The 20,713-nt window shown below is 64.7% G+C and carries 17 protein-coding genes; 2 read left to right on the top strand and 15 right to left on the bottom strand.

Annotation, left to right across the window (positions count from 1 at the left end):
- Window positions 1-9: 9 nt before the first annotated feature.
- The 13 genes from PTE30175_RS23315 to PTE30175_RS23255 form a co-directional block, all read right to left on the bottom strand.
- A complete protein-coding gene (locus PTE30175_RS23315) occupies window positions 10-1,398 on the bottom strand; it encodes a DUF1329 domain-containing protein (RefSeq protein WP_150699474.1) in 1,389 nt (462 codons plus the stop codon).
- A gap of 648 nt (window positions 1,399-2,046) precedes the next feature.
- The gene (locus PTE30175_RS23310; protein ID WP_150699459.1) at window positions 2,047-3,741 is read right to left on the bottom strand and encodes a class I adenylate-forming enzyme family protein; all 1,695 of its coding nucleotides are present in this window, start codon (window positions 3,739-3,741) and stop codon (window positions 2,047-2,049) included.
- A gap of 18 nt (window positions 3,742-3,759) precedes the next feature.
- Window positions 3,760-4,905, bottom strand: coding sequence for an acyl-CoA dehydrogenase family protein (locus PTE30175_RS23305; protein ID WP_150699458.1), 1,146 nt, complete (start codon window positions 4,903-4,905; stop codon window positions 3,760-3,762).
- Window positions 4,906-4,915: 10 nt separating this feature from the next.
- Window positions 4,916-6,085, bottom strand: a complete 1,170-nt coding sequence (locus tag PTE30175_RS23300) for an acyl-CoA dehydrogenase family protein (RefSeq protein WP_150699457.1) — start codon at window positions 6,083-6,085, stop codon at window positions 4,916-4,918.
- Window positions 6,082-7,233: an MBL fold metallo-hydrolase gene (locus PTE30175_RS23295; protein ID WP_150699456.1), complete on the bottom strand. Its 1,152-nt coding sequence runs from the start codon at window positions 7,231-7,233 to the stop codon at window positions 6,082-6,084. Before PTE30175_RS23295 ends, PTE30175_RS23300 begins: the two co-directional genes overlap by 4 nt.
- Window positions 7,234-7,241: 8 nt before the next feature.
- The gene (locus tag PTE30175_RS23290) at window positions 7,242-9,080 is read right to left on the bottom strand and encodes a long-chain-acyl-CoA synthetase (protein ID WP_150699455.1); all 1,839 of its coding nucleotides are present in this window, start codon (window positions 9,078-9,080) and stop codon (window positions 7,242-7,244) included.
- Between the two features lie 67 nt (window positions 9,081-9,147).
- Window positions 9,148-10,317: an acyl-CoA dehydrogenase family protein gene (locus PTE30175_RS23285; protein ID WP_150699454.1), complete on the bottom strand. Its 1,170-nt coding sequence runs from the start codon at window positions 10,315-10,317 to the stop codon at window positions 9,148-9,150.
- Between the two features lie 19 nt (window positions 10,318-10,336).
- Window positions 10,337-11,515: a lipid-transfer protein gene (locus PTE30175_RS23280; RefSeq protein ID WP_150699453.1), complete on the bottom strand. Its 1,179-nt coding sequence runs from the start codon at window positions 11,513-11,515 to the stop codon at window positions 10,337-10,339.
- A 25-nt stretch (window positions 11,516-11,540) separates the two neighbouring features.
- Complete coding sequence (locus tag PTE30175_RS23275; RefSeq protein ID WP_150699452.1) at window positions 11,541-11,960, bottom strand: MaoC family dehydratase; 420 nt, start codon at window positions 11,958-11,960, stop codon at window positions 11,541-11,543.
- On the bottom strand, window positions 11,932-13,065 hold the full coding sequence (locus PTE30175_RS23270; RefSeq protein WP_150699451.1) for an acyl-CoA dehydrogenase family protein: 1,134 nt from the start codon (window positions 13,063-13,065) through the stop codon (window positions 11,932-11,934). Before PTE30175_RS23270 ends, PTE30175_RS23275 begins: the two co-directional genes overlap by 29 nt.
- Window positions 13,066-13,075: 10 nt before the next feature.
- Complete coding sequence (locus PTE30175_RS23265; protein WP_150699450.1) at window positions 13,076-14,071, bottom strand: bifunctional MaoC family dehydratase N-terminal/OB-fold nucleic acid binding domain-containing protein; 996 nt, start codon at window positions 14,069-14,071, stop codon at window positions 13,076-13,078.
- A gap of 58 nt (window positions 14,072-14,129) precedes the next feature.
- Complete coding sequence (locus PTE30175_RS23260) at window positions 14,130-14,906, bottom strand: SDR family oxidoreductase (protein WP_150699449.1); 777 nt, start codon at window positions 14,904-14,906, stop codon at window positions 14,130-14,132.
- 115 nt (window positions 14,907-15,021) lie between these two features.
- On the bottom strand, window positions 15,022-15,474 hold the full coding sequence (locus tag PTE30175_RS23255) for a MaoC/PaaZ C-terminal domain-containing protein (protein ID WP_150699448.1): 453 nt from the start codon (window positions 15,472-15,474) through the stop codon (window positions 15,022-15,024).
- 153 nt (window positions 15,475-15,627) lie between these two features.
- Here PTE30175_RS23255 and PTE30175_RS23250 point away from each other — a divergent pair, with 153 nt between their 5' ends.
- Complete coding sequence (locus PTE30175_RS23250) at window positions 15,628-16,425, top strand: enoyl-CoA hydratase (protein ID WP_150699447.1); 798 nt, start codon at window positions 15,628-15,630, stop codon at window positions 16,423-16,425.
- A 169-nt stretch (window positions 16,426-16,594) separates the two neighbouring features.
- Here PTE30175_RS23250 and PTE30175_RS23245 read toward each other — a convergent pair whose 3' ends face one another.
- Both PTE30175_RS23245 and PTE30175_RS23240 read right to left on the bottom strand, forming a co-directional pair.
- Complete coding sequence (locus tag PTE30175_RS23245) at window positions 16,595-17,368, bottom strand: SDR family oxidoreductase (protein ID WP_150699446.1); 774 nt, start codon at window positions 17,366-17,368, stop codon at window positions 16,595-16,597.
- A 268-nt stretch (window positions 17,369-17,636) separates the two neighbouring features.
- Window positions 17,637-18,404, bottom strand: coding sequence for an SDR family oxidoreductase (locus PTE30175_RS23240; RefSeq protein WP_150699445.1), 768 nt, complete (start codon window positions 18,402-18,404; stop codon window positions 17,637-17,639).
- Between the two features lie 178 nt (window positions 18,405-18,582).
- On the opposite strand from PTE30175_RS23240, the gene PTE30175_RS23235 reads away from it, so the two are divergent.
- A complete protein-coding gene (locus PTE30175_RS23235) occupies window positions 18,583-20,709 on the top strand; it encodes an oxidoreductase (RefSeq protein ID WP_224788937.1) in 2,127 nt (708 codons plus the stop codon).
- Window positions 20,710-20,713: the final 4 nt, after the last annotated feature.

Raw genomic sequence — 20,713 nt, 5'->3', positions numbered from 1 at the left:
AAAAATTATTCAGTTACCCATGGCACGCGCGGCTTCGGGCGTGAAATCTTCCGGGGTCAGGTTGGCCTTGTTCAGGACCGGGCCGAGCTTCGCTTCCTGGAACAGGTTGTAGCCGACGTAGCCGCCGGAGTTCAGGTCATAATAAAACGAAGTACCGGCCTGCCATGCGTGCATGTCGAACGCATAGTAGTAATTCAGCTCTGCGTGCTTCCACAGTTGACCGCGGGCGTCATAGTTATCGGCCATCACCGCGTGCCAGGTATCCTCATCGAAGAACAGCACACGCTTCTTGTAAAGGTGACGGAACCCCTCTTTGAGATCGGCCTCGACGACCCACACCCGGCGCAGTTCATAGCGCAGGAAATCTGGATTGGCATGACCCGGCTTGATCAGGTCGGCGTACTTCACACCTTCGGCGTGCAGCTTGTACGTATTGGCCGGGATATAAATTTCCTTCTTGCCGAGCAGCTTGAAATTGAAGCGTTCCGGCGATCCGTTGAACAGACGATCCTCATCGATCATCAGCATCCCCGACGTGCCGCCGATCGGCTGATCGAAGCCGTATTCCGGCACTTGGCGTACACGGCGCGTACCTGGGTCATAGCTCCATGCCAAGCGCTTTCCTGTGGCGAAATTCATCGGCTCCTGAGACACCGACACACCGCCCTTCTCGCGCGCCGGCAGCATCGTGAGCACACTCGAATACGCCTGAACGTTCAAGTCGACCGGCTTGCCCATGCGCTTCGGATCATTGAACACGCTGAGGTTGCGGTTATTCTGACGACCCCATACCACATTGCCGCTCGGATTGACGACGGCGGCATCACGAATAGTGCTTTCGCTGGATGCGCGCGTGGGCAGCGTATGGTTCCACAGAACTTCGTAGCCGTTCTTCGGAATCGGGAATGCGACCGCGCCGTACACCGTGTTCTTCATGCCCATGCCCCCGTCGATCAATTCGGCATTGACGGCATTTTTCTTGATGGCGGCGCACACCGCGTCGTCATAACGGAAATCACGATGACCCGGATAGACGGGGATCTTGAACGTCTTCGGATACTTGGCAAACATCGCCTTCTGACCGTCGGTCAGATGCTCTGCGTGCTGCGACATGTTTTCGGCCGTGATGATGTACAACGGCTTTTCGCTTGCGTACGGGTCGACCGGTTTCTGGCCGACGTTCGGCTTGTATTCGATGCCGGGGGGCGTGCCCAGCCACTTGCCCGTGTAGGCCGGAATCGTGCCATCCTTGTTACCGGCCTTCTCCGCGCCCACGCACGTGAGCTCCGTACCCAACTTGGCGGCCTCTTCGGCACTTACCTTGGCATATGCTTGCCCCATGCCGGCAAGCAGCAGCATTGCCACTGCGAGCGGGGTCCCGTACGTCGTCCTTTTCATCATCGTCTCCAAAAATGTTTGAGTCGGCCTTGCGTTACCAGGCGAGCGCCACTGCGATCGCATTGCATTTACGATGCAACGCTTTTTATCTCCTGATGCGGGCATTGTTGGACGAGAGACGACCCCGTCCATCGTCCACTAGGACTAAGCACTGACCCCCATCGGTTATTTGGCGTATTGCGAGGTTGCGTCAACACCGTTTGGGCCCATGCGGCGGCGGCTCTTTCCGGCGTCCGGGGCCGCCAACGGCCCTACTTTTGCTGCGCAAAACCAACGCCATTACCGGCGTCATGCATCGAGGGGAGCACCCGTGAGACAAGCCACGCTGACAGTGATTGCGACGCTGCCCTCGGGCCGATGAACGACGGGGCCTCACGACACTTTGGCTGTAGGGACCGTCGCTGGGAGTGCCGCACTGGCGGCGGTTACGGAGGGCAAAGTGTCGCGCGGGGGAGTGTGAAGCGGGTCTTCGACGGACAGGGAATCAAAGGCACGGTAGCGATGGTGCCGTTTTATCGACCCTCCTGCAGCGGACGTGAGCTCCGGGAGCGGAAGGAGGGTCGATAAAGCGGCTGGCGCGAGCGTGGGAAGCGGGTCCCGCCTCAGCCGAAGCCGCTGCTTACCACGCGAGAACGGAGTAGAGAGATATCACGACGAATACTGCTGCTTCAAATCCGCCTTGCGGAGCTTACCCGTAGGGTTCCGTGGCAATGCCTCATGACGCACGAAGATACGCGAAGGCACCTTGTAGGCGGCGAGCAGTGCCCGAACATGCGCATCCACCTCGGCAACCGTAAGCGACGACGACGGCTTCGGCACCACGACTGCCGCCACCTGCTCCCCTGCGACATCGTCGGGCAGCGAAAACACCGCAGACTCCATGATTTTCGGATGTTGCAGCAGACACGACTCCACCTCCGCGGCCGCAATCTTTTCTCCATTGCGGTTGATCACATCCTTGATCCGGTCGACGATGAACAGACACCCATCGCCATCCACGTACCCGACATCGCCCGTACGCAGCCAGCCGTCCTGCAATGCCTGCGCCGTACCCTCCGGATTGCGCCAATACCCCTGCATCACCGGCGCCCCGCGTAGCCAGATTTCCCCTCGCTCGCCTGCGGCCAGCGGATTGCCGTCGAGATCGGCGATCCGCAGTTCCATCAGCGGCGACACCATGCCAGCGCTGGTCGGCTGACGATAGAACGCCTCGCCCGAAATACCTGCGCCGACCCCGTTGCTCTCCGTCATGCCGAAGCCCGCGCCCGACATCATGTTAGGCAGACGATTCAATTGCCCGATCGCCCGCTGCGGCAACCCTGCGCCGCCCGCGCCAAGCCCCCCGAGACTGCGCAGCACTTCCGGATCATTAAAGCCGGGCTCCGCCAGCACCTGCAACAACATCGACGGCGCACCGCTGAACTGCGTGATGCGCTCCGCCTTGATCAGATCGATCGCACGTGCCGGATCCCAACGATGCATCAGCACCAGGCGCCGGCCATGGCGCAACGACAACAGCAACTGCGCGTGCAACCCGCTCACGTGAAACAGCGGCACCGCCGTAAGTGTCGTCGGCGCAAATCCACGCTCCATCATCGCCTTGACCACATTCGGCGACGTCTGCGCCGCCAACGCCCCAATGAAATCGAGATTGTAGAGCGATTGGCACAATGCCAGATGCGTCGACAGCACCCCCTTCGGATGGCTCGTCGCCCCCGATGTAAAGAGAATCAGCGCAGCATCGTCAGGCGCGACAGCCACACCGCCCACCGCACCCTCCGGCGCATTCTCCAGCAATGCCCCAAGCGCCAGCGCAGCGCCGTGCGCCGGCGCATCCCCGTCGACAACGATCGCCTTGCAATCGACATCGGCCAAATGCCCCACCACCCGCGTATATCGATCGACGTCGCAAATCAGGACGCGCGCATCGACCGTCCGAAGCGCATCCGACAACTCCGCCTCGAGACCAAAGCTGTTCAACGGCGCCGGCACCGCGCCGATCAGGCCGGCCGCAACAAACCCCACTGCCCACTCCGGGCGATTACGCATCGCAATCGCCACCCGATCGCCCGGCTTCACGCCAAGCGTATCGCGCAGGCCATGGGCCAACGCATCCGCTGCGCGATAGAACCGGCCGAACGTCCAGCGATCGCCCTCGTAGACCATGAACTCGCGCTCGCCATGCGCGCGCCCTGCGTCGAGAAACGCCGGCAATGTCGCAAAAGCATGGCGATATCGCTTCTGCGCACGTCCCTCCACCACCGTCTCGATCATCTCGAACGGCGCACCCGGCGCGGTCAACGCCGCACGGGCGGTTTTCAACTGGGCAATGATTTCCGGCATATTCGCTAACCCAAAGTTTCAGAAGCCGCGCAGCGCGGCATAACGCGCACGATGAAACACACCGTCGCCGAATGTCCCCTGCATCGCGCGCGCCCGCTTGAGAAACAGCCCAAGGTCGAGCTCGTCCGTCACGCCAATGCCGCCATGCATCTGCACCCCCTCATTGAGCACCCGCTCGCCAAGATCAGCCGCCCGCGCCTTCGCCAGGCTCGCGAGTTGCGCCACATCGCCGCTGCCCTCGTCAACCGCCGAGAGCGCGGCCGCCACACAGCTTTGCAACAGCTCAATCTCCGCGTAAAGACGCGCCGCACGATGCTGCAACGCCTGAAACGAACCGATCGGCACGCCAAACTGCACGCGCTGTTTGAGATAGGCGATCGTTTGATCGAACGTCTCACGAATCACGCCCAGCGTCTCCGCCGCCAGACAGATGCGCGCGCGATCGAGCACAGCATCCAATGCCGCGAAGCCACCATCGGCCACACCGATCAACGCATCCTCGCCCACGTGGACATCCCGCAACCGAACACGCGCCGCATTGCGGCTGTCCACCATATGCGTGCGCTCAACCGACACCCCGCCAGCGGAAGGATCGACCAGAAACAGACTGATGCCCCGTACATCGCCCGGTTGCCCCGCCGTCCGGGCGACAACGATCAGGCGCGTCGCCACATGTCCGTCGAGCACGAACCACTTCTCGCCTTCCAGGCACCATCCGCCGGCATCGGTGCGCCAAGCCTTCGTCGCAATCGCGCGCGGATCGTGACGCGGCTTCTCGTCCACCGCCAACGCAAAGCGCGCATCGCCGGCCACAATGCGCGGCAACCACTCGCTGCGCTGTGCCTCGCTTCCGGCTTCCAGCAATATCCCGCCGCCGAGCACCACGGTCGCAAACAGCGGCGATGCCGTCAGCGTCCGCCCCATCTGCTCGAAAATTGCGCCCAACCCCTTGTAGCCGAAATCGAGCCCACCATACGCCTCGGGGAAAACCGATGCCGGCCACCCCATTTCCGTCATTTCCGCCCACAGTTCCGGCGCGAAACCCAACGCGTCGCGCGTGTCGCGCAGTCGGCGCAACGCCGATACCGGTGAGCGCGCGGCCAGGAATTCCTGCGCGCTATCGCGCAGCAGCCGCTGTTCTTCATTGAGCAACATCGTCGTCATGGCTGTGTCCTCACGCCGGCAGGCCAAGCACACGCTTGGCGATAATGTTCAACTGCACTTCGCTGGACCCGCCCGCGATCGTGAACGTCTTCGACAACATCCATTGCCGGCAGATGTCGTGTTCGTCCTGCGTGAACATCTCCCCCTCCCATGACAGGCCGCGATGCCCCATGAGTTGCATCAACAGTTCATATTTCGCAGCCTCTTGCTCGCTGTGCACCAGCTTCATGATCGACGCCGGGCCGCTCACGTCCTCGCGCGCGAGCGCGGCCTCCTTGACACGCTGATGCGTCAGCGCGAACGCCTGCGCGTCCATCAGCACCGCCGCCAGGCGATCGCGCCAGACCGGCTCGGCGTCGGCCAGATACGCCTTGGCCACCGCCAAGGCATCGTGTGACGGCGCCTGCCCCTCCGAGAATTTCGACATCGCCGCACGTTCGTGCTGCAACAGCGACTTGGCCACCGTCCAGCCCGCGTTCTCCTGCCCGATCAGATTGCCCACCGGAACGCGCACGTCGTCGAAAAACACTTCGCAGAAGCTCGACTTGCCGCTGATCAACTCGATCGGCTTGACGGTCACGCCGGGCAAATGCATGTCGATCAGCACGAAACTGATACCGTCCTGCTTGCGCGCATTGGCATCGGTGCGCACGAGCGCATACATGTAATCGGCCTTGTCGCCGTAGGATGTCCAGATCTTCGAACCGTTGACGACGAACATGTCGCCCTCGCGACGCGCCGATGTCTTCAGGCTGGCAAGGTCCGAACCCGCGTTCGGCTCGGAGAAGCCCTGGCACCAACGGACCCGCCCCTCGGCGATGGGCCGCAGAAATTCGGCCTTTTGCGCATCGGTGCCGTACTCGAGCAGCACCGGGCCGAGCATCCACATGCCGAGATTGAACTGCGGCTGACGGCACTTCAGCCGCGCCATCTCCTCCTCGACAATGCGCGCCTGGCGCGGCGACAATCCGCCGCCGCCGTATTCCACCGGCCACCCCGGCGCGAACCAGCCCCGCGCACGCATGCGCTCGAACCACAGCATCTGGTCCTCGGAGCCGAAAACGATGTTCATGCCCGCCCAGACCATGTCGTCGGGCGTGAGCGGCGCCCGCATCGACAATGGACAATTGGCATCAAGCCAATCGCGGGTCTCGGCGCGAAACTGTTCGAGTTCTGTCACGGTGTGTCCCCTGTTGTCCTGCTTTGTCTTATGCCTCTTGGCGCGCCCTTGCCGGCGGACGCGCGCACGCCCGACATCCGGTGGACATAAACCCCATTGTCGTTCAAATCGCGGACGATTTCGCCCGCTTCCCGCAGCCACGCCAAGTGGGCTATGGTTTCCCCCAAGGCCAGCAAATGGTCGATCGGCGCACGCACCTGCGGGAACATCTCGCGCATCGCGTCAAAGGCCGTTGCGTCCGGGTGTTCTGCCACGAACTTGCCGAGCTGCCCCAACTGCTGGGCGTGATGCTCGCGCAATTCCTGCACGCGCGTGCGCAGTCCATGGAACACCCCCTGATGCGACGGCAGCACCAGCGTCTGCGCGTCCAGCTGATCGAGATGGTCGAGGGACGCCAGCCAGTCCGCGAGCGGATTCGCCTCGGGCTCGACCGCTGTCACCTGCACGTTGGAACTGATGCGCGGCAACAGTTGATCGCCCGCGATCAGCAATTTTTCCTCTTCGCAGTACAGGCAGGCATGTTCCGGGGAATGCCCGCTGCCGATCACCACCCGCCATTTGCGTTGGCCGATCGTCAACATCTGCCCTTGCGCCAACCGGCAGAACGACATGGCCGCCGGCGGTGTGAACGGATCCCTGCGCAACCCCTGGATGATGGCGTCTCGCATCTCGTCGGACAATCCGCTGCGATGAAAATGCGCGAGGTGCGTCGGCGGCAGCGGATCAGGTAGCGGTGTGTACGTCACACGCATGGCATAGTATTCACCGTACGTCATATACAGCGGCACATCGAACCGCTCGGTCAACCAATGCGCCAGTCCGGCATGATCGTAGTGGAAATGCGTGCACAGCACGGCCTGGATCGGCAGGCCATCGAGCTTGTCTGCCGCAATGGTCTCCCAAACCTCCCTGGCGCGCGGCGTGTTGAGCCCGGTGTCGACGATCACCCAGCCCGTGCGGTCGCGCAACAGGTACACATTGATGTGATCGAGGGTCATGGGCATCGGCATGCGCGCCCACAAGATGCCCGGCGCGATTTCGACCACACTGCCGTCGGCCGCGGGCGGCTCGAACGGATACGTCAGCGTCGACACCGGACGCGGGCGGCGCGGCAAGCCGGAAGTACTGCGGGCAGCGATGGAATCCATGGGGCGCCTCAAGTGCCGATCGCGCGCACAACCGCGGCCGGCGTCAACGGAACATAGGTACCGGCGGCATCGTCGCGCACCAGCAGCGGATCCTTGACCACCGCCGGATCGAACCCCTCGCGCTGCAAATCGACCTTGCGCAGCTTGAAGGTTGTCGTCAGGTCGGCCGCCGCCGCCAGCCTCAGGAAGATCGGCGCGGCGTAACGCGGCACGCGCGCTTCCGTCAGCCGATAGAACGCGCGCGCATCGAATGTCTGCCCGGGCTGCATGACGAGCGCGGCCATGCCGGCGCGTCCCTCGACATTAGGCACCTGCACGCCGTAGACCGTGATCGTCTCCAGGCCGGGGAAGTCGGCCAGCGAATCGGCGACTTCCATCGTCGAGACGTTCTCGCTCTTCCAGCGGTACGTATCGCCGATACGGTCGACGAAGTAGCAATAGCCATCCTCGTCGAAGCGCAGCAGATCGCCCGACGACCACCACTGATCGCCCTCGGCAAATGCGCCTCGAAGAATCTTCTTCTCGGTCGCTTCCTTCGAGGTATAGCCCTCGAAGCGGCCACCCATCACATCGGGAATTGCGAGAATCCGGGCAATGCCCTCGCCCACTTCGCCTGGCTCGCAGACCATCAGGTGGCCGTGCGCGTCACGTGGATGCGTGTCCGTAGCCACATCGTATCGGACGATCCGCAAGTTGGTCCGCTCCCAGAATGGCACGCGGCCGCACGACCCGGGGCGATTGTCGAGATTGATGGTGTTCGTGTTCGATTCGGTCGAGCCCCAGCCTTCGTAGATGTCGAATTCGCCGAAGCGGGCAACGAAGGCGTCCCAGACGTCGGGCAGCAGGCCCGCGCCGACCAGTTTGCGCACCCGATGATCGCGGTCGTCCGGACGCGGCGCTTCAGTCAGCAGATAACGGCAGATTTCGCCGACATACTGGCAGACGGTAACGCCATACTTGCGCGCATCGGCCCAGAATTCGCGCTTGCTGAATTTGCGGCGCACGACGAGACTGCCGCCGCACGTGAAGGCCGTCGAGCCGGCAGACAGAGACGCTGCACCGTGATACAGCGGCAAGAAGCAATAGAAGACATCGTCCGGCCCCACATCCATCGTGGCCTGCATGACGTCGCCCGTCATCAGCCAGCGCGCGTGGCTCAGCAACGCCGCCTTCGGCAATCCGGTCGTCCCGGACGTGAAGATATACAGCGCCGTGCTCTCGCCGACCAGCCCGTCGCGCCATGCCGCAGGCGGGTTGTCGGACGACGCGCACGCCATGCCTGACGCGATCTCCTGCGAGCAGCGCGCACGCAACGCCGATGGCGCCGGCTTCTCGGCATCGGGCCAGAGCCAGCATTCGGCACGCTCGGCCAATCCGGGCGCATCGAAGTTCGCCAGACACTCCTCACCGACGATCACGCGCTTCGCGCCGGTGGACTCGAGGGCATGCAGCAACACGCGGCCGCTGACCTGGGTGTTGAGAAACGCCACCGTCGCCCCCGCCTTGGCCAGACCGAGCCAGACGACGAAAAACGCTGGCCGATTCTCCAGGCACATGGCGACGACGTCGCCAGTGCGCACTCCCAGATCGCGGAAGACGTGCGCAGCCCGATTGATGGCCGCATTGAGTTCGGCGTAGGTATAACGTTCGTCGCCGTAGTAGAGGCAGATCCGCTCGGCAAAGCGTGCAGCGCTTTCCTCTACGCGGTCTGCCGTGGTGAATCGCTGCGAGGCAGTATGCCGCGCGGCTGCGGCGGCGCGCCGGTCGAGTTTCGCTTGCGTGGCTTCGCGGCTCGGCCAGCGCGGCGGCTCGGCCGGCACCGCCGGATGGGGCACCATCGCGTTCATTGTTGTCGTCTTCCCTGTTCTAACGTTATCAAAGTCATCGGTGCAAATCCGCAGCGGCACCGCCCGGTCAACGCACCGGACGCGGCATGTTCAGGCCGAACTGCGCGATCAACTCGCGCTGCAGCTCGTTCGTGCCCCCGCCGAAGGTGTTGGTGGTCGCCGCACGAATTTCGTACTCAAGCTCGCCCAGCAGCAGCGCTGCCGCCGAGCCTGCGCGCACCAGCCCCGCGCTGCCGACAACTTCCGACAGGCGGCGCAGGATTTCGATGACCGACTCCGAGCCGTACACCTTGGTCGTGGACGCGAGCGCCACGTCAAGATGGCCGGCTTCGAGCTGCGAGGCCATGCGAAAGTTGATGAGCCGCATTGCCTCGACCTTCGCGTAGCATTCGGCGAGCGCGCGACGCACCCAATCGCGATCCACGGCACGGCGGCCCTGTTCGTCCTTCGCCTTGGCCCAACGGAACACGCGGCCGAACGTTCCCGCGACCTTGTCTGCCCACGAGCCGAGGCCAAGCCGTTCGTGATTGAGCTGCGCGGTGATCAGCTTCCAGCCGCCGTGCAGTTCACCCACCAGCATCTCCGCCGGCACCTTGACGTCGTCGTAATATGTGGCCGCCGTCGGGTTCGAAACCGTCTTGATGACGGTGTGCGCAAAACCGGGTGTCTTGGTGTCGACGATCAGGAGCGACACGCCCTTGTGGCGCGGCAGTTCCTGGCTCGTGCGCGCCGCAAGCCAGACGTAATCGGCGGCTTCCACCCCGGACGTCCACAGCTTGTTGCCGTTGACGACGAACCCGCCGTCGACCGGCGTCGCCTGTGTCTTGAGCGTGGCGAGGTCCGACCCGGCGTCGGGTTCGGAGTAGCCGATCGCGAAGATGATCTCGCCCGCCGCGATGCCGGGCAGGAACTTGGCCTTCTGCGCGGCCGTGCCGTGCGCCATCAGGGCCGGGCCGACCGTGCTGATGGTGACGAACGGCAGCGGTGCGCCGGCAATGTTGGCCTCCTCGAAGAAGATCAGTTGCTCCGTCGCCGCCAGCCCCTGCCCGCCGAATTCCTTGGGCCAACCGACGGCAAGCCAGCCGTCGCGACCCATCTTGCGGATGGTATCGCGGTATTCGTCGCCGCCTTCCGCGCCGCGCAGCCGCAGGCGCAATTCGGGCGTCATCAGGTCATTGAAATAATCGCGAACGTCCTGGCGCAAGCGGTGCTGCTCGGGCGTGAGATCGATGAACATGGTCCCCTCCTCGCGTGGATCAGGCGTCGCCCAGGATCAGGCCGCTCGTAGGCACCCCGGTCCCGGCCGTCACCAGCACGTTGTGTACGTCGGCCACCTGGTTCACGGCGCTGCCGCGCACCTGGCGCACCGCTTCGGCGATGCCGTTCATCCCGTGGATATAGGCTTCGCCTAATTGGCCGCCGTGGGTATTGATCGGCAGCTTTCCGCCGCGCGCATGATGGCCGGCGCGGATGAAGTCCTTTGCCTCGCCACGGGCGACGAAGCCAAACGCCTCCAGTTGCGGCAGCACGAACGGCGTGAAATGGTCATAGATCACGGCGGTTTGGATGTCGGCCGGGCTCAGGCCGCTTTGCCCCCACAACTGCGTCGCCACGAGCCCCATCTCCGGCAGGCCGGTGATGTCGTCGCGATAGAACGAGGTCATGCTTTGCTGGCCTTCCGAGATGCCCTGTGCCGCGCCCTTGATGATCACCGGCTTCTGCTTCAGGTCGCGGGCCCGCTCACTTGAGGTGATGACCATCGCCACGGCGCCGTCCGACTCCTGGCAGCAATCGAGCAGGCGCAGCGGCTCGCAGATCCAGCGCGACTTCTGATGCTCCTCCAGCGTGATCGGTTTGCCGTAGAAAAACGCGGCGGGATTGGTGGCGGCGAAATCGCGCACGGCCACCGAGACGCGACCGAAGTCCTCGCTTGTCGCGCCGTAGGTGTGCATGTAACGGCGGGCGAACATGCCGACCCATGCGGCCGGCGTATGGAAGCCGTGGGGCATGTACCAGCCGTAGTTCACGTTGTCGAACAAGGGCGTCGAGCCGAAGCCGTAGCTGCCGGTGCCGAAGCGGTACCACGAGCGCTCGTTCATTGCGCGGTAGACCACCACGGTCTTGGCCACGCCGGTGGCCACGGCCATCGCCGCATGCATCACCGGCCCGCAGGCTGCGCCGCCGCCGTGCGGAATCTGCGAGAAGAACTTGACGTCCTTGGCGCCGAGCAGGCGCGCGACTTCATATTCGGGCACCTTGTCGACGGAGTACGAGCAGAAGCCGTCGACGTCCTTGGGATCGATGCCGGCGTCGTTCAACGCCTGCAGCGTCGCTTCCATGGCCAGCCGCAATTCAGTGCGGCCGGAGTTTTTGGAGAATTCGGTGGCGCCGAGACCCGCGATGGCCGCGCGTCCCGACAGGGAAGGATTCGTCATGAAGGATATCTCCGTGGACGCGGGGTTACGGGAGTTGAACGCGCACCGTGCCGGTGACGTGACTGCCCATCGAGTTCTTGCCGCGCAGCGTAATTTCGATGCTGCGGTCTTCCGGCTTGCGTTCGGTCACGCTGCCCGAGAAGGTCATCGTGTCTCCCGGATAGTTCGGCGCGCCAAGCTTGATCTTCACGGACGACAGACGCACCTGCGCGCCGGCCCAATCCTCGACGTAACGCTGCACGAGGCCGTTGGTCGTCAGGATGTTCATGAAAATGTGTGGCGACCCCAACGCGCGCGCGGCGTCAAGGTCGTGATGGCCGGGAAAGTAATCGCGCGTGGCAATGGCGCCGCCGGCGATCAGGGTCACGGTGATGGGCACGGCGAGCGGCGGCAGTTCGTCGCCCAGCTGCACGTCGTCAAACTGTCTGGTCTTCAGCGAGGTCATATTTCCAGCCCAGGGAATCGTGATTGGCCAGCCAGTCACCCAGCTTGGCGAGGTTGTATTCGGGACCGCCGAGCGCGAGACCCAGTGCGCGGCTCCAGAACAGGAAGCGGTGAATCGGGTACGTGACGTCCACGCCGATGCCGCCGTGCACGTGCTGCGCCTTGTGGCCAACAAGATGGCTCGTTTCGCAAGCGAGCACGCGCGTGGCCCAGGCCTGCGGCAAGGCGCCCAGGCCGGCGTCGAGGCGGTAGAGCAACTGCGCGAGCGACGCACGCAAGGCTTCGAGCGCGATATGACAGTCGGCCATCTGACCCGCGACCAGTTGAAACGAACCGATCACGCGGTCGAACTGGCGTCGTTCGCTGACGTACTCGACGGTGCGCGCGAGCTGCCGCGCCGAGACACCGGCCTGCAATGCCGCAAGGCAGGCGATCGCGCGCGGCTCGAACCAACGCAATGCGTCGTCGGCAAGCCACGCGTCGTGGCCAACACGAACCCCGTCGCAGTGGATGTCGGCGACGGCCTGGTGGCATTGGCTGCGGCCTGCGACGCGTGTCACGCCCGGCGCCGCCAGATCGAGCAGGACCAGACGGGGGACGCCATTCATTTGCGCGACAAGCAGCGCCGCCCCCGATTGCGCCGCCAGCGGTACAGCCGCGACATGACCATTGAGACGCAGGCCATCGCCGTCCTCGCTGGCATCGAGCAAATCGGCGGGTGAAACGAGACCGCCGAGCGACGTCGTGAGCAAGGTTTCCCCGGTGAGGCCCGCGTCGAGCCAGCGCGCCTGCTGCGACGGCATGCCGAAACGGGCGATCGCGGCGAGCGTGAGTTGCTGCTCCCACAGCGGCACGAGCGCGAGCGCCTGTCCCTGCTGTTCGAGCACGGCGGACAAGGCCGTCATGTCGAGTCCCAGGCCGCCCGAGGCTTCCGGCACGATCATGCTGTGCAGACCGGTCGCCACGCATTGGGTCCACAGGTCTTGCATGAACGGCGCCTCGGAGGCGTCATGCGCGCGAAGCCGGTCGTCGTCGCAAAAGTCTGCGAACAGGCTCTGCGCGGTGTCGGCGAAGGCCCGTTGGTCGTCGGTAAGCGTGAAATCCATGCGCGCCTCCTCAGGCCGCCACCGGGCGGAACTGCGGCAATACGAGATCGCCGTCGAATGTGTTGAACTCGACCTGCACCTTCTCGCCGATGGTCACTTCGCCCGGCGCCACGCCAACCAGTTGCGCGATCAGGCGCGTGCCCTCTTCCAGTTCGATGAGGGCGATCGGGTTCGGATGATCGAACGGCGGCACTTCCGGGTAGTGCATGACGACGAACGAGTACACCGTGCCGCGTCCCGTCGAGGTCTTCGTATCCCACTCGAACGAATGGCACGACGGACAGCTGGGCCCCGGCGGATGGCGCAACGTTTCGCAGGCTTTGCAGCGCTGGATCAGCAGCTTGCCGGCGCGCGCACCTTCCCAGAAGAAGCGTGTGTCATCGCTGATGCCCGGTGCGGGGCGCTGGATTTTCGGCAGGCCGGCGGCAGCGTCCGCACTGGCAGCATCCGGCTTGGAGGCCGGTTGCGGATTCGCGGGACGGAACTTGAAGACACGGAACAGCAAGCGGCCGACTTCCTCGTCCTGCACGCCCTGCTGGCCCTTCGCGAAATACGTCATCTTCAACGTCACGAAGTAGCCGGTGCCAAGCGCGGTGGTCTTCTCCTCGCTGATCGAATCGAGGCGCGTGCTGTAGTAGAGATCGTCTCCGACTTTCAGATAGCGATCAAATTCGAGTTCGGAGTTTACGGCCACGACGGCCGGAAACCCTTGCGCTTCGAGCAGCACCAGCGCCTCATAAGGGTTCTCCTTGGTGGAGCCGGGCGGATAGTTGTTCATGTGCAAGCCTTCCAGGCACCACACCTGAAGCATCGTGGGCGGCGCGACAAGCTCGCCGTGCACCGACTCGGCGGCAACGGCCGGGTCGGTGTACACGGGCAGCGAGACGCCCATCTGCTCGCACCAATGCCGGATCATCGGCGCATTGACCTTGTCCCAGGCGTAGACGCGGCCATACTCCTTGCCCACCAACGCGCGGATGGGGGTCATCCATTCATGTTCAGCCAAAGTCTTGCTCCTTGTTCCTTGCTACGGTCTCGTCATGGAAGGCGCACGCGCGACGGGCTCAGCGGCCCGTCTTGGCCGCGCCGAGGAAGGCCGGCGTTTCGCCGCCGCCATGCAACAACAAATTGGTGCCGCTGACATAAGCGGCTTTGGACGACGCAACGAACAGGCAGGCATTCGCCACATCGGCCGGATCGGCCATGCGGCCCGCGGGGATCGTCGCCGCGACCGCCGCGATGCCGGCTTCGTCGCCGTAATGCGCGTTCGACTGTTCCGTGCGCACAAGCCCGGGGCTGACCGCGACGACGCGGACCTTTGGGGCCCATTCGACGGCCAGCGACGACGCAAGACTCAGCACCGCGGCCTTTGCCGCGCCATACGCGGCAGTGCCGGGCGACGGGCGCAGCGCGCTGATGCTGCCGATGAATACGATCACGCCGCCGGTGTCCTGTGTCTGCATCACGGCATTGGCCGCCTGCGCGGCGTGCAGCGGCGCGAGAAGATTCAGGCGCATCACGCCTTCATGAAAGCGCGGCGACACCGTCGCGGCATCGACGGGCGGACTGCCCCCGGCGTTATTGATGAGCACGTCGAGCCGGCCATGGCGGGTGACGATGTCGGCGACGAGGGCGCGCAGGGCGTCGGCTTCGCGCACGTCGCACGCAATGAACTGCGCCTGGGCCTCACCGTGACGCGGCAAGGTGTCGGGAACACTGCGGGCGCATACGATGACGCGAGCGCCGGCAGCGAGAAACGCTTCGGCAATGCCCCGCCCGATGCCCTTGGTGCCGCCCGTGACGAGCACGACGCGGTCGTTGAATTCGGAGTCCTGCGGCATATCGTCCTGCTTGTCTCTGTGGTTTTTGTGGTGGTGCTAAATTCAATTTATGGGATAAGACAGGGGGCAAATACGTCCAAAAGGACGATATGCGTGCATACCGGGTAAACGAGGCCTACGCATCGGCTGGCGTGCGGCGCAGCATGACGACGTTATTGAGGAAGCTGGCGACGACCTGTCCGTCCTGGTCGACGAGCTCGAAGCGCGACACGAGCACGCCGCGCTCGGGCCGGCTGCCAGGCTTGCGTTCGAGATGTGTCACGCGGGCGCGCAGCACCATGCCGGCCAGTCCGGGACGATGGAATCGCACGCTGTCCCAGCCGCGCCCGGCGATGGCGGAGGTGTCCTCGTGCGGCACGGTGTGCGACAGGCGAATGGTGATGGACAGCAGATGGACGCCGGCGGCGAACAGTTGGCCGACGGCGGACGTGGCGGCAGCGGTTTCGTCGATATGGGGCGGAAACGGGTCCCATTCGTGGGCAAAGGATTTGATCGCGTCGGCGGTCAAGGTATAGCGCTCGGCGGATTCCTCGGTCTTGCCGAGGGTTACGTCCTCCCAATACTGCATGTCGCCTCCTGTGGATGTCTTGATGCACCGCGCTGGCGGCGGCGTCGGTCCACTATAGGAAAGGCATCGGCGCTGCCCTACGTCCAAAGGGACGATGCGTGAATCGGTCAACGGCGACACCATGCCCACGATAATGGTCTGCGAGGTGGGACGATGAGCACGAACGAATACGGCGGTGCGCACGATGAAGTGCGGGTGGAGACGCCGGAGCCCGGGGTGGCGCTGGTGCGCCTGAATCGTCCGGAAGCGACCAATGCGCTGTCGCTATCGTTGCAGGCGCGGCTGTCGGAGGTGTTTACGGCGCTGTCGGACGATCCGGACATCCGGGCGATCGTCCTGACGGGCGGCGAGCAGGTGTTCGCGGCCGGCGGCGACATCAAGAGCATGTCGGACGTGGGTCCGATCGACATCATGCGGCGTCATACGGAACGCGTCTGGGCGCCGATCGAACGCTGTCCGAAGCCGATCGTGGCGGCCGTGTGCGGTTACGCGTTCGGCGGTGGCGCGGAGTTGGCGATGCATTGCGACATCATCATTGCAGGGACGAACGCGAGCTTCGCGCAGCCGGAAATCCGCATCGGCATCATGCCGGGCATCGGCGGCACGCAGCGGTTGGTGCGTGCGGTCGGCAAGTTCAACGCGATGCGGATCTTGCTCACGGGCAAGCCCGTTCGCGCCGAAGAGGCACAGGCGATGGGGCTGGTCAGTCAGGTGGTCGCGGACGATCAGGTGATCCCCGAGGCGATCGCCATGGCGAAGTGGATTGCGGCAATGCCGCCGCTGGCCGCCATGCAGATCAAGGAAGTCGTGCTCGCCGGTGTCGATGCGTCGCTCGAAGCAGCATTGATGCTGGAGCGAAAGGCGAACCAGTTGCTGTTCGCGACACGCGATCAGAAGGAAGGGATGCAGGCGTTTATCGAGAAACGGAAGCCTTCGTTCGAGGGGCGGTAGGTACGCCGTGGGTTGGGGAAGGGTCGCGCGCTCTCCAGCCTCGGGAGGCCGTCGACACGGATAATTTTCCTCATCGGAAAATCACCCGTATCACCGGCGTCATGCCCCCGGGGGCATACGGAGGCTACGCGCTGCGTTGATCGGCAATGCCGCGCGCCACCTCCCAGGCTCAGAACTGTGTCGGACGCATCGCGGCATCGATGCCGCCATCGATGAACATTTGGGTGCCGTGAATGAAGCCCGCTTGCGGGCCAAGCAGATAGGCGATGAGCGAAGCGATCTCCGCCGGCTGGGCATGGCGCGGAATCGGTGCAACGAAATCGCGGATCTGTTGGCCATAACGGGGGTCGTCCAGCCCCTTCTGAAGCAAAGGCGTGGCAACTGCGCCCGGCGCGACAGTGTTCAGGCGCACGCCGGCATCGCCCCAGATCTTCACGCGCTGTCGGACCGCCACGGTCACGGCATTTTTCGACCCTGCGTACGCCAATTGACCGCTGCGCTCGCCCGCCGCCTCCAGGATTTGCTTAATTGCGCCTTCATCGCCGGCCGTGATCGGCCCCGCCAACGGGTTTTGATCCCACGGCAAATGCACCGACGCCACCGACGACACCACCACGGCGGACGGTGTGTTGCCCTTCTGCAATGCAGGCAGCAAGCCGTCGAGCAATGCCACCGCGCCGAAGTAGTTCACGCCGACGATGGTCGACGCCGGTTCGACCTGCGGCCCGACGCCGGCACAGAGCACGAGATGATCGAGCGTGCCGCCGCAGGCGTCGATCACCGCCGCTATGGCCGCAGCACGGCCCTCCGGCGTCGACAAGTCGGCGGCGATATCGCTGCCGCGCAAGTCGATGCCAATGACGCGATGACCCGCCGCTTCGAGAGCAGCGCGAGTGGCCGCGCCGATACCGGACGCGGCGCCTGAAATGGCGGTAATGGGCATGTATGTCTCCTGTGGTGTTCGGGGGTGGCAGTGGGCGCCACCATGTCGTTACCGGTAAGCATAACCGGGTCGGGAACGGGGGCGAAGGTCCACGACAGCTTCGCGCCGTCATTTCGGACCGGGCCTGCGGGCAAGCGTCGGACAATCCCCCCAGTCCGCCTCTGACTGTGGCGCAGTCTCGCCAGACAAGCGACCCACAAACGGACGATGCCGCTCACCTGTGCCCGTTCCAGCCGTGTCTCGCACCGACGCCTGGCGCGGCCTTCGGTCAGAACCGGTCCGGACGCAACGCGGCATCGCAGCCGCCGTCAACGAACAATACGCTGCCGTGAATGAAGCTGGAGCGTGTCGAGAGCAGGAACGCAATCGTCTGCGCAATCTCCTCTGCGGCGGCGGTGTAGCCGAGCGGCGGGACGAACGTGTGCGCGGCAGGGCCGGGCACTTCATCGTCGACGGCTGCCGGGTGCAGTGCCGTATCGGTCGGCCCGGGGGCGATGGCGTTCAGGCGCACGCCCGCCTGCCCCCATGCTTTCGCGAGGCGCCGCACATACACGGCGAGCGCCCGCTTGCTGCATCCATATGCCGCGTTGGGTGTCCGGCTGGCTTCCGCCATGGCCTGGGCAGCGTCTTCATCGCCGGACAGGCATGTCTGTTCGAGCGGATGGTCTTGCCACGGACCGCTTGTCGCGGCAACGGAGGAAATCGCCAGCGCCGCCGGATGGGGCGCGGCCTTCAGCAACGGGAACAGGCCGTCGAGCAGCGCGACGGCGCCAAAGTAATTGACAGCGACCGTGCGCGAGGCCGGCCGGACAGTCCCGCCCAGTCCGGCGGCACAGACGAGTCCATCGAGACGCCCGCCGCAATGCCGCCCGACTTCAGCGATGGCGGTGGCGCGCCCGGCCGGGGTAGCAAGATCGGCGATGATCTCGGCGCCATGGAGATCGATGCCGACGACCCGCTCGCCCGACGCTTCGAGCACGGCGCGCAATGCGCGGCCCATGCCCCCGGCGGCGCCTGAAACTGCCACAATACCCATCGCTGACTCCCAAAATGCCGCTGGCCGGCACTGCCGATGTCCAGCGCGGACGAAACGTCGATCCGCAGCACGGAGCATCGGGCTTTCGGCAATGCGCGCGAAACGTCCAAACGGACGATTGTGATTGCGCGGCCCCGCTCAACAATCAGGGACCGCAATAGTACAACACGGAGACATCGTGACCGCCACGAACCCCTACAGCGTGCTTTTCACGCCAGCGCGCATCGGCCCGCTCGCACTCAAGAACCGCCTCGTAATGGCGCCTATGGGCGACAATTTCGCCGAAGCCGACGGGTTCTGCACCGAACGTATCCAAGCCTACTACGAGGCGCGCGCCAAGGGTGGTGCGGGCCTGCTGATCATGGGCGTGTGTTCCGTCGCGTATCCAAGCGGTACCGCGGAACCGTTTCAGGTTGGCATTTCGCGCGACGACTTCATCCCGGGATTGGCCGAGTTGACGCGACGTGTGCATCGCCACGGGGGCAAGATCGCGGCGCAGCTGCAACACGCGGGCAAGACCGCCGTACGCGATATCGCCGACGGGCGTGAGCTGTGGGTGCCATCAATGCCGCCCGCTGCCGCGCGCGACATTTTCGGGGCGCTGACACATGAGGAAATGGCGCGCTTCGTCAGCAGCGTGGGCGGCAAGCCGCGCATTCGCGTGATGGACCGTGCCGATATCGCGCAGATGATCGAATGGTTCGCCTCGGCCGCCGCGCGTGCCAAGGCGGCCGGTTTCGACGGCGTGGAAATCCACGGCGCACACTCATACGTCCTCGCCGGTTTCCTGTCCCCGTATTACAACCGCCGCGACGACGAATACGGCGGCCCGCTGGAAAACCGCGCGCGGATACTCATCGAGACGATCCGCGCAGTACGCGAACGCACCGGCGGGGACTTCCCGGTCTGGGTGCGCCTGGACGGCGCTGAATTGCATACGCCCGGCGGCATCACGCTCGAAGACGCCGTCGAGACGGCGAAGCTGGTCGAGGCCGCCGGCGTCGATGCAATCAGCATGTCGGCCTACGCAACGATCAAGCGCGGCAGCGACTTCACCGAAGCGCCGCTGGTGCAGCAACCGGGCGCGTTCATCGATTACGCGACGGCGGTCAGACGCGCCGTCGGCGTGCCGGTGATGGCCGTCGGCCGCATCGAGCCGGAGTTGGCGGCGCAAGGCATCGCGCGCGGCGACTACGATTTCGTCGCCATGGCGCGCAAGATGCTGGCCGATCCCGACATCGCAATCAAGCTGGAACAGAATCGTCCGCAGGATGTGCGTCCGTGCATCTACTGCTACGCATGCGTGAGCGAGATTTTCATCAACGAACGGGTCAAATGCGCCGTCAACGCGGCGACCGGGCATGAGTTCGAGCAGCCGATCGTGCCCGCGCAGACACCCGGTCACGTTGTCGTGGTCGGCGGCGGCCCCGCCGGCATGGAAGCCGCGCGCGTGGCAACCTTGCGCGGCCATCGCGTGACGCTGCTCGAGCGCAGCGAACGGCTCGGCGGCACGTTGTTCTTCGCCGCCCTCGCCTATCCGGAAAACGGCCGCCTGCTCGACTATCTCGTCGAACAGATGAAAACGTCGAAGGTGGACGTGCGCCTGAATACCGCCGCAACGCCAGCGCTGGTGACGTCGTTGCAGCCGACCGCGATCGTCGTGGCGACGGGCGCGCGCCGCGCCGCGCCGAACATCCCGGGGGCCACGCAAGCGCACGTGTGGAGCGGCGACGAACTGCGCCGCCTGATGACGAACGACAACGCCGAGCCGATCGTGCGAGAGAAGCTGAGCCTGGCGGAGCGCGCGCTATTCAAGGCCGGCGGCATGCTGCGGGTAACGAACAGCAAGGAGGCGATTCAAGGGCTGTCGAAGCTGTGGATGCCGCTGGGCAAGCGTGTGGTGATCATCGGCGGCGGACTTGTCGGGTTGGAGTTGGCGGAGTTCCTGCTCGCCCGCGGGCGCGCGGTGACGGTCCTCGAAGCGTCCGACAAACCCGGGCGCGAACTGTCGATCGTGCGGCGCTGGCGGGTGCTCGAAGCCGTTGAAGATCACGGCACGCTGCATCGCCAGGCGGACGTGCGCGAAATTACGGGCCGCGACGTCGTCTGGGTCGATGCCGACGGCGTAACGCAGCGTTCGCCGGCCGATTCCGTGGTGCTCGCCGTCGGCGCCCAACCCGATGATAGCGTCGCCCGGCAACTGGCCCAATGCGGCGTGCCGGTGCACGCCATCGGGGATGGCGCCGTGTTGGGGTATATCGAAGGTGCGATGCACAGCGGCAATCGCATTGGACGGACGGTGTAGCCGA

Source organism: Pandoraea terrae, from assembly GCF_902459695.1.
Taxonomy (GTDB): domain Bacteria; phylum Pseudomonadota; class Gammaproteobacteria; order Burkholderiales; family Burkholderiaceae; genus Pandoraea; species Pandoraea terrae.
This window is presented reverse-complemented; position numbering and strand designations above follow the sequence as displayed.

What these genes read in the sequence shown, in the direction of transcription:
- PTE30175_RS23315 (WP_150699474.1), bottom strand. Translation starts at nt 1,398, where the DNA reads ATGAAAAGGACGACGTACGGGACCCCGCTCGCAGTGGCAATGCTGCTG.
- PTE30175_RS23310 (WP_150699459.1), bottom strand. Translation starts at nt 3,741, where the DNA reads ATGCCGGAAATCATTGCCCAGTTGAAAACCGCCCGTGCGGCGTTGACC.
- PTE30175_RS23305 (WP_150699458.1), bottom strand. Translation starts at nt 4,905, where the DNA reads ATGACGACGATGTTGCTCAATGAAGAACAGCGGCTGCTGCGCGATAGC.
- PTE30175_RS23295 (WP_150699456.1), bottom strand. Translation starts at nt 7,233, where the DNA reads ATGGATTCCATCGCTGCCCGCAGTACTTCCGGCTTGCCGCGCCGCCCG.
- PTE30175_RS23290 (WP_150699455.1), bottom strand. Translation starts at nt 9,080, where the DNA reads ATGAACGCGATGGTGCCCCATCCGGCGGTGCCGGCCGAGCCGCCGCGC.
- PTE30175_RS23285 (WP_150699454.1), bottom strand. Translation starts at nt 10,317, where the DNA reads ATGTTCATCGATCTCACGCCCGAGCAGCACCGCTTGCGCCAGGACGTT.
- PTE30175_RS23280 (WP_150699453.1), bottom strand. Translation starts at nt 11,515, where the DNA reads ATGACGAATCCTTCCCTGTCGGGACGCGCGGCCATCGCGGGTCTCGGC.
- PTE30175_RS23275 (WP_150699452.1), bottom strand. Translation starts at nt 11,960, where the DNA reads ATGACCTCGCTGAAGACCAGACAGTTTGACGACGTGCAGCTGGGCGAC.
- PTE30175_RS23270 (WP_150699451.1), bottom strand. Translation starts at nt 13,065, where the DNA reads ATGGATTTCACGCTTACCGACGACCAACGGGCCTTCGCCGACACCGCG.
- PTE30175_RS23260 (WP_150699449.1), bottom strand. Translation starts at nt 14,906, where the DNA reads ATGCCGCAGGACTCCGAATTCAACGACCGCGTCGTGCTCGTCACGGGC.
- PTE30175_RS23255 (WP_150699448.1), bottom strand. Translation starts at nt 15,474, where the DNA reads ATGCAGTATTGGGAGGACGTAACCCTCGGCAAGACCGAGGAATCCGCC.
- PTE30175_RS23250 (WP_150699447.1), top strand. Translation starts at nt 15,628, where the DNA reads ATGAGCACGAACGAATACGGCGGTGCGCACGATGAAGTGCGGGTGGAG.
- PTE30175_RS23245 (WP_150699446.1), bottom strand. Translation starts at nt 17,368, where the DNA reads ATGCCCATTACCGCCATTTCAGGCGCCGCGTCCGGTATCGGCGCGGCC.
- PTE30175_RS23240 (WP_150699445.1), bottom strand. Translation starts at nt 18,404, where the DNA reads ATGGGTATTGTGGCAGTTTCAGGCGCCGCCGGGGGCATGGGCCGCGCA.